The 13,126-nt window shown below is 37.7% G+C and carries 10 protein-coding genes and 1 tRNA gene; 7 read left to right on the top strand and 4 right to left on the bottom strand.

The features are described 5' to 3' along the window. Positions 1-75 precede the first annotated feature (75 nt). From acnB to MLC52_RS06530, 4 genes are all read right to left on the bottom strand, one after another. Positions 76-2,625, bottom strand: coding sequence for a bifunctional aconitate hydratase 2/2-methylisocitrate dehydratase (gene acnB / locus MLC52_RS06515; RefSeq protein ID WP_151900261.1), 2,550 nt, complete (start codon positions 2,623-2,625; stop codon positions 76-78). Between the two features lie 125 nt (positions 2,626-2,750). Further along, positions 2,751-3,143 carry a putative quorum-sensing-regulated virulence factor gene (locus MLC52_RS06520; RefSeq protein ID WP_434579686.1) on the bottom strand — a complete coding sequence of 131 codons (393 nt, stop codon included), beginning with the start codon at positions 3,141-3,143 and terminating at the stop codon, positions 2,751-2,753. Then, positions 3,143-5,317 (bottom strand): DNA translocase FtsK, encoded by a 2,175-nt coding sequence (locus MLC52_RS06525; protein WP_434579688.1) that lies wholly within the window; start codon positions 5,315-5,317, stop codon positions 3,143-3,145. The genes MLC52_RS06520 and MLC52_RS06525 overlap by 1 nt, the downstream gene beginning before the upstream one ends. Positions 5,318-5,368: 51 nt before the next feature. Then, the gene (locus MLC52_RS06530) at positions 5,369-7,429 is read right to left on the bottom strand and encodes a flagellar biosynthesis protein FlgL (protein WP_434579689.1); all 2,061 of its coding nucleotides are present in this window, start codon (positions 7,427-7,429) and stop codon (positions 5,369-5,371) included. 149 nt (positions 7,430-7,578) lie between these two features. Here MLC52_RS06530 and MLC52_RS06535 point away from each other — a divergent pair. The 7 genes from MLC52_RS06535 to MLC52_RS06565 all read left to right on the top strand — a co-directional run bounded on the left by MLC52_RS06535 (position 7,579) and on the right by MLC52_RS06565 (position 13,126). Continuing rightward, positions 7,579-7,662 (top strand) — tRNA-Leu (locus MLC52_RS06535). A gap of 38 nt (positions 7,663-7,700) precedes the next feature. After that, positions 7,701-8,576, top strand: coding sequence for a flagellar basal body P-ring formation chaperone FlgA (gene flgA, locus MLC52_RS06540; protein WP_434579690.1), 876 nt, complete (start codon positions 7,701-7,703; stop codon positions 8,574-8,576). Further along, on the top strand, positions 8,573-9,115 hold the full coding sequence (locus MLC52_RS06545; protein WP_151900256.1) for a UbiX family flavin prenyltransferase: 543 nt from the start codon (positions 8,573-8,575) through the stop codon (positions 9,113-9,115). Before flgA ends, MLC52_RS06545 begins: the two co-directional genes overlap by 4 nt. Then, positions 9,102-9,584, top strand: coding sequence for a pantetheine-phosphate adenylyltransferase (gene coaD / locus MLC52_RS06550; RefSeq protein WP_434579692.1), 483 nt, complete (start codon positions 9,102-9,104; stop codon positions 9,582-9,584). Before MLC52_RS06545 ends, coaD begins: the two co-directional genes overlap by 14 nt. Further along, positions 9,584-10,177 (top strand): dTMP kinase, encoded by a 594-nt coding sequence (tmk, locus tag MLC52_RS06555; protein WP_151900254.1) that lies wholly within the window; start codon positions 9,584-9,586, stop codon positions 10,175-10,177. The genes coaD and tmk overlap by 1 nt, the downstream gene beginning before the upstream one ends. A gap of 6 nt (positions 10,178-10,183) precedes the next feature. Then, positions 10,184-11,398, top strand: a complete 1,215-nt coding sequence (gene hisS / locus MLC52_RS06560; RefSeq protein ID WP_434579694.1) for a histidine--tRNA ligase — start codon at positions 10,184-10,186, stop codon at positions 11,396-11,398. Beyond that, entirely contained in the window at positions 11,399-13,126 is a 1,728-nt protein-coding gene (locus tag MLC52_RS06565) for a glutamate synthase-related protein (RefSeq protein WP_434579695.1), read from the top strand.

The following is a 13,126-nucleotide window of genomic DNA, read 5'->3' on the forward strand; positions in this document are numbered from 1 at the left end:
GGATTTAGTCCATTTATTGCACTGTGAATTTAGTTCAACTTGGCAGAATGAAATTTAGTTTCATTCTGCATACAGCTAGTTAAGCTTATAATCTTTGATTAGGTTGAAGTTTAGATATTTATAGATATCATCTTCTTTCCCTTCTATTTTTTTCGTTAACTCCAAGTACTCTTCTTTTGTCGGAATTTTTCCAAGAAGTGAACATACCGCTGCAAGTTCAGCAGAACCAAGATAAACCTGTGCTTCTTTTCCTAAACGGTTGTCAAAGTTACGTGTTGATGTTGAAAACACTACTGCACCATCTGATACACGTGCCTGATTCCCCATACATAATGAACATCCCGGAACTTCTGTTCTTGCACCTGCAGCACCAAAGATTGCATAGTAGCCATCTTCTACAAGTTGTTTCTCATCCATTTTTGTCGGAGGGCAAACCCATAAACGGGTAGGAACAGCACCTTCGCCTTTTAATACTTCACCAAGTGCACGGTAGTGACCGATATTTGTCATACATGAACCGACAAATACTTCATCAATTTTATGCGGACGTTTAGGGTCAGCTAAAATCTCTGAAAGTGTAGCAACATCATCCGGATCATTCGGGCATGCCAAAATAGGCTCTGTGATTTGATCCAAATCAATCTCAAGTACTGCCGCATATTCTGCATCTTCATCCGCTTTCATCAGTTCAGGTTTTTCCAACCACTCTTCCATTTTCACAATACGACGTGCCAATGTACGATGGTCTTCATATCCTGCATCAATCATAGAATTTAAAAGTGTAATATTAGATTTTAAGTACTCAATAATTGGTTCTTTGTCTAACTGAACTGTACATGCTGCAGCAGAACGTTCTGCTGATGCATCTGACAACTCAAATGCCTGTTCGGCTTTCAGATCAGGCAAGCCCTGAATTTCCAAAATACGCCCGGCAAAAATATTTTTCTTTCCTTTTTTCTCAACTGTCAAAAGACCTTCTTTTATAGCCTGATGAGGAATAGCATTAACCAAGTCACGTAATGTGATTCCCGGTTGCATTTTTCCTTTAAATTTTACAAGAACTGATTCCGGCATAGTCAAAGGCATAGAACCTGTAACTGCTGCAAATGCAACGATTCCGGAACCGCCTGGAAAAGAGATACCGATAGGAAAACGAGTATGTGAATCTGCACCCGTACCTACAGTATCCGGAAGAACCATTCTGTTTAGCCATGAGTGGATAATACCGTCACCAGGACGAAGAGCAACACCTGAACGGTTTGCAATAAAGTCAGGTAATGTATGGAACATCTTAATATCTGACGGTTTTGGATACGCAGATGTATGACAGAAAGTCTGTAATACCAAATCAGCATTGAACCCAAGCGCAGCAAGTTCTTTGATCTCATCTCTTGTCATAGGACCTGTTGTGTCTTGAGAACCGACTGTACTCATTTCAGGCTCACAATACATACCCGGACGAACACCATCCATTCCACATGCTTTACCAACCATTTTTTGTGCTAAAGTATACCCTTTACCAGTATCTTCAGGCTGATCAGGTGTTAAGAAAATATCAGCCGGAGCTTTTCCTAAAACACTGCGTGCTTTGTTTGTAAGCCCACGACCGATAATAAGTGGAATACGACCGCCTGCACGTACTTCATCAGTAATAGTATTTGGTTTTAATGTAAATGTAGCGATGCATTTACCGTCTTTATGTGCTTCACCTTTATACGGATAGATGTCAATAACATCACCTGTTTCCATTTGGGAAACATCAAGTTCGATTGGAAGTGCTCCCGAGTCTTCTGCTGTTGCAAAGAAAATAGGTGCGATTGTTCCGCCAAGAACTACACCGCCGGTACGTTTGTTTGGAACACCCGGAATATCCTCTCCCATATGCCACTGTACAGAGTTGATACCTGATTTACGGCTTGAACCGGTACCTACAACATCACCAACATAAGCAACAGGATGACCAAGCTCTTTCAGTCTGTTAATAGTTCCGATAGGATCTTCCATTTTTGCAGCAAGCATAGAGTTTGCATGCAAAGGAATGTCTGAACGTGTAAATGCTTCAGAAGCAGGAGACAAATCATCAGTGTTTGTTTCACCAGGAACTTTAAATACGGTAACAGTTAATTTTTCAGGAAGTTCAGGTTTTTTTGTAAACCAGTCAGCATCTGCCCATGCATTTAAAACGTGAGTTGCTGCAGTCACACCTTTTTTGTGCAACTCTTCAACATCATTGAACGCATCATATACCAATAATGTACTGGAAAGTGCTTCAATAGCTGCTGCAACAACTTTTACATTTTTTGACGTTAAAGCATCAATTAATGGTTTCACATTGTATCCGCCAAGCATCATACCAAGCATTTGGACAGCTTTTTCAGGTGGAATAGCTGCCACATGATGTTCTTCACTTGCCAATTCGTTTAAAAATGCTGCTTTGACATAGGCTGCATCATCTACACCCGGAGATACACGATTTTCTAAAAGATCCAGCATCTCTTCAACATATTCACCTGTTTTAATAAACTCGATAACTTCTACTGTCTGTTCAGCAGTAAGAGGTAATGGAGGGACACCAAGTGCCGCTCTTTCTTCTACATGTGCTTTATAGTCTTCTCTAAATCCCATAATACTTCCTATTGTAAATTTAATTTGGGGACATTATAGCTAAAAGAAAAGTAATCATATCGACAGTGTTACGAATCTATACATCTATATTGCGTAAAATTACTTCATTGTATAGAAAAGTAACACTAGAGTCTGCGTTTTGCAATTTCAGTGCAGATAATTTCTCTGTCACTGCCAATATAGTTGTTTTTGAGCCATAACAGATAAGAATCAGGCAGTTCATTGTAAAGCATTCCTTTGTATTGCCCAAAAGAAATTCTGGCGCTGGTTTGCGGAGCACAAACAGCTTCCTCAACCAAGGCTTCTACATGTAACATATCAAGAAGTTTTACAAATTCCCGATATTCAAGTTTTTTTCCAATACTGAATGTGTAGGCAGTAAAATCAAAGTACCCTTTTCTTTGCGCAACAAATGCTTCTATTTCCTGTATCTGTTCAACACGTAATTTTTCCAGATTCTTTACATGTACACAAAAAGAATCTTTTTGTTTCATAAATATAAAATGCGGTTTTGGCATTACAATATCTCTCTGACACCCTTGGCATTTGGAGAAGAGAGAACTCCTTCATTTTCAAGCTGTTCTATCACTCTTGCAGAACGGTTATATCCAATCTGTAGTTTTCTTTGCAGATAAGAAATAGATGTTTTTCTGTCAGTTAAAACTACATTTTTCGCCTCTTCGTACAAAGGATCAAGTTCTTCATAGCTTTCATTAGAGCCTGAAGCAGAACCACCTTCGGCATTCGTCTCTTCTATCAAAAAGCTTTTGTCATAATTTGGTTCTCGCTGCGCTTTAATAAAATCTACTATCTTCTCTATCTCTTCTTCTGTAGCCCACGGAGCATGCAGGCGTACCAAAGCCGGCGAACCCGGAGGCGTAAAAAGCATATCTCCACGCCCCAGAAGTGATTCTGCACCCATTTGGTCTAAAATGATTTTTGAATCAATCTTTTGTCCCACTCTGTAGGATATGCGTGAAGGCAGGTTGGCTTTAATAAGTCCCGTAACAACATCTACAGACGGTCTTTGTGTCGCGATGATAAGATGAATTCCACAGGCACGTGATTTTTGCGCAAGTCTTGCGATGGAGAGTTCAACATCTTTACCGCTTGTCATCATCAGGTCAGCCAACTCATCAATAATTACCACTATATAAGGGAAATGTTCACCACCCTCTTTTTTTACTTTTTCATTATAATTTTCAATATTTTTTGTACGACTCTCAGCCATGAGTTCGTAACGCCGTTCCATTTCACCGACCATATTGTTAAGTGAGACAATAGCCTGTTTTGGCTTTGTAATGACAGGAGTAAGCAGATGCGGGATATCATTATATATGGAAAACTCAAGCATTTTCGGGTCAATCATCAAAAGACGCAGCTGATCAGGAGAATTTTTATATAAAAGTGAGAGTATCATAGCATTGATCCCGACACTTTTCCCGCTTCCTGTTGTACCTGCTATAAGCAAATGCGGCAACTTTTTTAAATCAGTAATAAAAGGCTTGCCGACAATGTCTTTTCCAAGCGCTATAGTAAGTGGTGAGGCCGAGTCTTTAAAGAGTTTGTCATCTAAAAGCTCACGCAGATAAATGGTATCTACTGCTTCATTTGGAATCTCTATTCCGACAACATCTTTTCCCGGGATAGGTGCCTGAATACGAATAGTCTCCGCTGAAAGCGCCATCGCCAAATCATCTTGGAGGTTAAGTATTTTACTCACTTTCACATTGGCTGCCGGTTTAAACTCAAAGGTAGAAACTACAGGACCTGCATAGGTACGCACAACATCTCCGTCAATTTTAAAATGTGCCAGCTTTTCAATAAGATAGCGTATCTTGTCATCAAGCTCTTTTTCATCCACATTATGTGTTGTTTTATTCGGCTTTTGCAAAAAATCTACAGAAGGCAGCTTAAAGTTTTTGGGTTTTTCTACCTTCCCTTTTTCAATATTAGCCAAGAGTTTTGCATTTTCTTCAAGCTCATCAACGATAACAGTATTTTTATGCTCTTTTACATCCGCGGCAATATCTAAAATAGTTTTTTTTGTCTCACTTGTTTCTTCTGCCGCTGTATGCTTTTTTTCTTTTCTTAGATATGCCGGTTTGTCTATTTCTTCGTCTTGGGTTTGTTCAACATACTCTGTCTCTTTGTTCTCTTCTTTTTGCATGATTTCATCTTGTTGCAAGGTCTCACTCTGTTCCTTTTCAACAAAAGTTGCTGCATTCTTCGGTTTATTGGATTTGAGTGAAGATATGACTACATGTAAGATCTCCGAACTGCTTTTATCAAAAAGAATCACCATGGCAACCGCCGTAATAATAAACCAAAATACCCATAATCCGAAAACACCTATATAGGGAGATAAAAAGTCTACAAAATCTGCACCGAATTTTCCTCTGTATTCATTTGTTATGAGCAGGGCCTGTGCGATAAGAAAAGAGCATAAAAGCAAAAAAGAAGCAACACCCAGTTCTAACTTTCTAAAACCAAAAGATGTATCTTTATACAGAAAATACAAAGGAAAGAGCAGCACAAAGAGATATACAAACGATATATAACCAAAATAAAGCTGATTGTAAGAAGAAAAAGTAGCACCATAACTGCCCATAAGCCCAGTTGGACCAAAAAGAGTTGAAAAACCGAGATAAATTAATACACCAAAAATGATAATAAACAGAGTATCTTTCAAGCTAGAAAACCTTTATAGTAAGAAGGGATAAATAATATATAAAAGTATATCCTATAAATAATTTACCAGACTTAATTGCGAAATTTTTCCCACAGTTGAGAGCATCGCCTGATAGTTTAAGTTAAGTTGAGACAAACGCAAAGAGGCCTCTGCAATGTCTGTATCTATTACTTCAGAGCGCAGGGTCATTGTACTGACTTCCAGCAGACTTGTTCTTTCGAGTGAAGTGTTTAAGGTATTTGACTGTGCACCAACAACCGAATGGCTTCTGGAGACATGTGACTGCAGTTTGTCTATTGCTGCAAGCGCATTTTCTATTCCTTGATTTCGCATATTTCCGCTGGAACTGTCCGGATAAAGTTTATGATCTTCTACAGCACTAATGGCTTCATCAAGATTTTTAAAAAAATCTGTTTTTGGATCAACAATAGTTAAAGCGTTGTTTGCATTAAAGGTCATAACAGAAGCATCTGCTGTAAAATTATCACTGTTAGCATCATAAAGTGCTATTGTCGATTGTGTCTGAGTAGCAGTCAAGTCAGTGAATTTCAACTTTCCGTCATAGGTTAAAGAAGTGTTTCCCTGTGTGTTTGAAGCTATTATTGCATTATCATAGTCATTTGCTGCAGTTCCGGCAGGTAGGTTATTGGTAACAATCATATTGACAACATCCATCAGTTGCTGATAGGTTACATTATCTGCAGCTGTTGCTGTTCTTGGAGTCTGCATATTAAAAATATCATAAGTATTTCCACCAATTGTAAAAGTTGAACCTGCGGAATCTAAATTTATTGTTGCGGTATAAGGATTACCGTTAATATCATTTCCTTCCAGATTCAATACGGTTGCATCAAGCGTACCGGGTGTTCCCTGAGACAGATCAGCTACTTCGGAAATTTTTGCAGATGGAGAGGCAAAGGCATTTGTCTCTTTTAGAATCTGAGGGACATTTGATGTGAGTTCTGCACCGCTTTTGGAAAATTGTGTTCTGTCATACACTATCCCTTCTATATTGCTGGCTGCACCGGCAGCCGGTATGAAACCTGACTGGATAAACTCTTTGACATAGAGGCTTGATGTAGCGGTTCCGTCTTTTATTTTTGCATAATCTTTTTCACCGACATCCAGCAAATCTATATCATTTACGAGTGCATCATTGTTTTGGGTATCACCGTTTTCATCTGTTGTCAAATCAAAATCAACCGCCCCCACCATATGAAAATCCAGTTTGCTTGAACCTTTCTGTTTGTCTTGGACAACAATCTGTCCGTTTGCATTCAGGCTCACATTTACCACGTTTATACTGCCGTTGTTTCCGTATGCTTTGCCTATTTCATCCAGTAAATCACTTACTTTTGCCGTATCGTCAAACTCTTTTCTGACTTTAAAGGCGGTGCCGTCACTTCTGGTCCCTCTGATGTAAAAATAATTTTTGTTGACTGTAGTTGTATCATCATCTATATCACCCATCAAATCTCTAATGCTGCTGTCTGCAGTAATTATTCCACCGTTAATCAAATCATTGTTGATTACATTTGTTGTGATTTCTCTTTTTGTATTTTGTTCTTCGCCTAAAAAAAGTTCTGCTCCGGTGAGATTATACTTTTGTGTGGAATTTGAACCAAGCACAGAGTTCATTCCTGCATCATTCCCCTGATATATTCCGTTTGCATCTATCGGTTTTGTATTGACAGCAGAACCAGAAAATAAAAACTGCCCGTTAATCGAAGTGTTTGCCAGGTTTTTAAAATGTTTTTCCAAACCCCGAAGCTCTCCGGCTATGGCATCAAGAGAGTCAGGGCTGTGTGTGCCGTTTGCGGCATTTATAAGCAGAGTCTTCATTCTGTCAAGTGAAGTTTCAAACTCATTGAGAACAACATCTGTCTGATTTGAAATTTTATACCCGCTTTCTGTACTCTTTTTCACCTGCCCTATTGTAACGAGCTCATTGTCAAGCCGCATAGTTTCTGTAAATGTTCTTACATCATCTTTGGCATATTGAATTTTCAATCCTGAGGCAATCTGCTTATTTACATCAAAAAGTTCATTGTTTATTTTTAAATTATTTGTAGCATACAGACTGTTGTAATACATACTTGATGTTACACGCATAATATCTCTCCGTTTTCAAAATATTGTTTGGTTTCTGGCAATTATTGGCAAAGTATAGCAATAAAAGTTCCATTTAATGGTATTATCGGCCAAATATTATTTACTTTTAAGTAAATTCCTACTATCATTCCAACTTCAACAGCTGATTTGCCAGAGTGATGGAACGGTATACATAGCGGATTCAAAATCCGCCGCCTCACGGCTTAGGGGTTCAAATCCCCTCTCTGGTACCACTTTTTACAGTTGTTAGTTCTCAAAATGAGAGATACTTATGTTATTTCTAAAAATAATTCTTCTACTCATCTCTTTTTCAACTATTTTCGCTGCCAACACTCTTCGAAGCAATTATTATATACAAAATGATTTTATTATGCTTTCAGATATTGTACCTGTAAGTAAAAAAAATGACAGAAAACTTTTTGATATAGACAAAAACAGACATTCAAAACGTATACAAAAAAAAGAACTTTTAAAAATACTTCACAAAAGCGGCTTTGACAACTTTACTTCAAAACACAGTTACATACAGTTCACAAAAAAAAGCCCTATCAATACAACGTATATAAAAAACAGTATAAAAAAGCACTATAAAGAAAAATATAAAAATATAAAAATATCTACAATAACACTCTTTCCCACACATTATATGGAAGAACTCCCAAAACGCTACACTGTTCATTTTAGCACCAAAGCACACTTGTCCAACAAGGGCATTTTATATATAAAAACAGATGATAATAAAAAAATATTTTTTAAATATAAAATTTTAGCCACTGTTTCCATTTTGTTTGCCAGAAAAAACATCAAAAAAGATAATGAACTCACCAATATAAATACACAAAAAAAGAGTATAATACTGGATAAATTCAAAGCGATGCCTTTAGAGGGTTTACATGTAAAGCACTACCAAAGTAAGCACAACATTAAAGCAGGTAATATTATAACAAAAAGAGATGTTGTCGGTTTGTTTTTAGTCAAACGCGGCTCGAGTGTCAGTGTTAATTTTAACAACAATGCAATACATATCTATTTTTCTGCAAAAGCACTTCAAAACGGAAGACTTGGAGACACTGTCAGTGTTATAAAGAGAAATGGAAAAAAAATAAGAGTTGTTATAACCGGAAAGAACAAAGCAGAGGTACAATGAAAAAAAGAAAAATAGTAGTTGCAAGCAGTGGGGCCAGTGGTGTGAACCTTGGTCTGAAAATCATTCAACTTCTTCCTGAATCTGTTGAAAAACATTTTATCATGACAGAAAATTCAGAAAAAGTACTTGTACATGAAATGAGTAATGTCACTGCCCATAATAATAAAAACATTGCAGCCTCTGTTGCATCAGGCTCTTTTGGGGTTGATGCTATGATTATCGCACCGTGTTCTATGAATACACTGGCAAAAATAGCCTGTGGAATTTCGGACAACTTGATTACACGGTGCGCTGCAGTTGTAATCAAAGAACAGAAAAAGCTTATTTTAGCACCGAGAGAGATGCCTTTTTCTGCCATTAATTTAGAGAATATGCATAAACTTGCAAGCCTGGGTATAATTATTGCGCCGCCTGTTATGGCATATTATTCAAAGCAGCAGACACTTGATGAAATGGAAAATTTTCTCATTGGCAAATGGTTTGATCTACTGGAAATTGAAAACAGTTTATATAAAAGGTGGCAAATTGAAGAGTCGTAAAATCGCTTTATACCCGGGAACATTTGATCCGATAACAAATGGACATTTTGATATTATCGAACGTGCAAAAAATTTATTTGATGAAGTGATTGTCGCTGTTGCTCAGTCAAAAGACAAAAATCCCATGTTTAGCCTCGAGCAAAGAATAAAAATGGTCGAAATTGCCGTCAAAGACATCAAAGATGTCCGTGTTACAGGTTTTAACAACCTTACTATAGATCTGGCACACGAACATGATGCAAGGGTGCTTATACGAGGGCTTCGTGCTGTAAGTGACTTTGAATACGAGTTGCAACTCGGCTATCTCAACAACTCCCTTGATGAAAACATAGAAACGGTCTATTTGATGCCAAAACTCAAACATGCTTTTATCAGTTCTTCTATTGTCAGGAATCTTTTAAAGTTTAACGGAAAAACAGATCACCTCTTACCAAAAGAGGTACAGCAGGTTATAAGGAGTCTGCACTGATGTATATTGCAATAGAAGGTATTGATACAGCCGGGAAAAGTACACAGATAGAAGCACTGAAAAAGTACTTTCCTGATGCAGTCATTACAAAAGAACCCGGTGGAACTGCTATAGGACAAGAAATTCGCAGACTTGTTTTGAGTGCAAAAACAAAAAGCAAAAGAGCAGAGTTTCTTCTTTTTCTTGCAGACAGAGCAGAACATATAAAAGAGGTAATAGAACCAAATCTGCATAAAATGATTATTTCAGACAGAAGTGCTGTAAGTGGTGTCGCCTATGCACTCACCCAGGGAAGTATCAGTAAAAAAGATTTGATCAGTTTGAATGATTTCGCAACAAAAAAAATATATCCCCAGGCAATTTTTTTACTGCGTCTGACAAAACAGGAACTCAAATACAGACTTTCGCAAAAAAAACTTGACGGCATTGAACTCAGAGGCAGTGAATATTTGTTAAAGATTCAAGAGAGTATCAAAGAAGCAAGTCTTCTTCTGGGTGTGCCGTTGATTGAAATTGATGCCACAAAAAACAGAGATGAAATCACAAAAGAAATATTAGATAATATTAAAAATGAAACAATGCTAAAAGGATAAAGAATTATGATTAAATCACTAAGAGGTATGAATGATATACTTGATGAAAACGAATCAAAACGATTTACTTATTTTTTGGATGTGGCACAAAACATTGCCAGAAGATATGGTTTTCACTATATAGAAACACCACTTTTAGAAGAGACGGCACTTTTTAAACGCAGTGTCGGAGAGAGCAGTGACATTGTCGGCAAAGAGATGTACCAGTTTACGGACAAAGGAGACAATGATGTATGTCTGCGCCCTGAGGGAACAGCCGGTGTTGTACGGGCTTTTATTCAAAAAAAATTAGACAAAGCAGGCGGGATTCACAGATTTTTTTATCATGGTCCTATGTTTCGTTATGAAAGACCACAGAAAGGACGTTTGAGAGAGTTTCATCAGTTTGGAGTTGAAAGTTTCGGTATTGAGAGTGTGTATGAAGATGCAAATATGATCATGATGGTCAGTGATATACTCAAAGAGCTTGGTATCGGCTACAGGTTGCAGATCAATTCACTCGGTGACAACAACTGCATGCCTGAGTACCGTGACACCCTTGTCTCTTTTATAGAAAGTATTGAGGATGAAATTTGTGAAGACTGTAAACGAAGAAAAAGTACGAACCCCATCCGTGTTCTTGACTGTAAAAATGAAAAGTGTCAATCTTTGTACGAAAATGCTCCAAAACTTTTACATTCACTGTGCGAAAACTGTGACAGTGACTTTGAAAAACTGAAAAAAATACTTGATGCAAATGACATCAGCTATGAAGTAGATACAAATCTTGTACGAGGACTTGACTACTACTCCAAAACCGCTTTTGAATTTGTCAGTGACAATATAGGCAGTCAAAGTGCTATTGCCGGTGGTGGAAGATATGACAGACTTGTAGAGTTTTTAGACGGTCGCCCTACCCCTGCTGTAGGTTTTGCGATGGGTATTGAAAGACTGTTGGAACTCATACAAATGCCACAGGAATTAAGAGAAGGCTATTATCTTGGTGCTATGGACGAAGAAGCCATAGATACAATAATCACGCTGACACATAAAAAAAGGGCTACAGACAAAGCAGTTTGCGATTATAAGGCGAAAAACCTCAAAAATCATCTCAAAAGTGCGGATAAAATGAATGCAAAATACTGCTGCGTTATTGGTACAAATGAAATGAGCAACGGAACAATTTGGGTTAAAGATTTAGAAAATAAAATTGAAAAGACAATTCCGCTCAAAGAATTTTAGATGGAGTGGGTTCATGGTTTATGGCACTTTTTAGACGAATTTGTAGAATATTTTGCCGTGCTCATCATAATAGCAGTCATCGCTCTTTACATATACGACAGATATGTGCAAAGACAGCATGCTCTTCTTGTAAACTACCCGATTATAGGAAGATTTCGTTATTTTTTTGAGGCCCTCCGTGAACCACTGCGTCAATATTTTGCAGAAGAATCTTTTTATGACTCCAAAGACAAGGTTGACTGGGTGTATACAGCAGCCAAGAACAAACCAAACTACCAGTCATTTTCCGTAAGCCAGCCCTTTTCAGGATCAAGATTTATCTTAAAACATGCTACAAGTGTTTTAAACGATGAGGAAGTTGATCAAAACATGCAGGTAGTTTTTGGAAAGAACAGAAAATACCCTTTTGTATCGCAAACACCGATTATCCGTTCTGCTATGAGTGACGGTGCCCTGTCTCCCGAAGCAGTAAGAGCCTTTAGCTTAGCGGGAAGAGATTCCAACCTGACAATCAATACAGGAGAAGGCTCACTTACTTCCAACCATCTTTTTACCCTCAAAATAGATCCGAACAATTCAAAATATCTTGAAGTTGTCAAAAGTACCCCTTTTGCAGAACTTGCTTTTAAAATCGGAGATTTTTTCTTTAATAAAAAAGTAGCGCTGAAATGGTACAGAGATATTTTACTGAATGAAAAAACCCAAAATACCTATATTTATGATACCTCCAGCCACCTTCTTTTTCGTGTGAACTGGGAAGCAGCCATAGAATATTTTCCGCGGGAAGTTCCAAAGGAGCTGCCGGATATGATTTTTCAAATCAGTTCTGGTTTGTACGGTGTCAGAGACAAAAACGGCAATTTTGATAAAGAAAAATATAAAAAAATAATGAAATTTTGCAAAATGACTGAAATTAAAATAGCCCAGGGAGCAAAACAGACAGGCGGAAAACTCGCAGGTTCAAAAGTAACAGCGGACATAGCCTACTACCGTGGTGTTAAAGAGGGAAAAGACATCATTTCTCCCAACAGGTTCCCTTATGCAGATACAATAGAGGATCTTTTAAATTTTATTGAAAAACTGCAAAGACTCTCAGAAAAACCGGTTGGATTCAAAATAGTCATTTCAGACATAGCCTCTGTAGAAACACTGGTACAAAAACTTGCCAAAAGAAAAAATTATGGTGAATTTATACCAGATTTCATCACAGTGGACAGCGGTGAGGGTGGCAGCGCAACTGCTCCGCTTGAGCTAATGGAATCAGTAGGCCTCACAACAAACAACTCACTTTATATTCTGGATATGCTTTTAAAAAAATATAATATCAGAGAAGATGTCAAAATAATTGCCAGTGGAAAAATTCTAACACCCGATGATGCTGTCATCACCTTGTGTATGGGTGCTGATGCTGTAGGCATTGCACGTGCATTTATGATGAGTGGCGGGTGTATCCGGGCAAAAATGTGTTCTGGTTTTGGAACACATGTCTGCCCGGTCGGCATGGCAACACAGGATCCAAAAAAAAGAGCCTCCTATCTTGTAATAAAAAAAGGCATACAAATTGGACACTATCATAAAAATCTTCTTAAAAGTATGAAGACTGTCATGGCAGTAATGGGTATAAAAAGCATTAAAGACTTAAACAAAAGCCTCCTTACCTATAAAAACAGAAGTGGTGAAATATATTTTGATATTGACAAATATTTTCAGCAAAAATTTAAAATTTAG

The organism is Sulfurimonas sp. NW15, from assembly GCF_051132285.1.
Classification (GTDB): Bacteria; Campylobacterota; Campylobacteria; order Campylobacterales; family Sulfurimonadaceae; genus Sulfurimonas; species Sulfurimonas hydrogeniphila.

Coding starts and splice junctions, on each gene's coding strand:
- acnB (WP_151900261.1), bottom strand. CDS start 2,625: ATGGGATTTAGAGAAGACTATAAAGCACATGTAGAAGAAAGAGCGGCA.
- MLC52_RS06520 (WP_434579686.1), bottom strand. CDS start 3,143: ATGCCAAAACCGCATTTTATATTTATGAAACAAAAAGATTCTTTTTGT.
- MLC52_RS06530 (WP_434579689.1), bottom strand. CDS start 7,429: ATGCGTGTAACATCAAGTATGTATTACAACAGTCTGTATGCTACAAAT.
- flgA (WP_434579690.1), top strand. CDS start 7,701: ATGTTATTTCTAAAAATAATTCTTCTACTCATCTCTTTTTCAACTATT.
- MLC52_RS06545 (WP_151900256.1), top strand. CDS start 8,573: ATGAAAAAAAGAAAAATAGTAGTTGCAAGCAGTGGGGCCAGTGGTGTG.
- tmk (WP_151900254.1), top strand. CDS start 9,584: ATGTATATTGCAATAGAAGGTATTGATACAGCCGGGAAAAGTACACAG.
- hisS (WP_434579694.1), top strand. CDS start 10,184: ATGATTAAATCACTAAGAGGTATGAATGATATACTTGATGAAAACGAA.
- MLC52_RS06565 (WP_434579695.1), top strand. CDS start 11,399: ATGGAGTGGGTTCATGGTTTATGGCACTTTTTAGACGAATTTGTAGAA.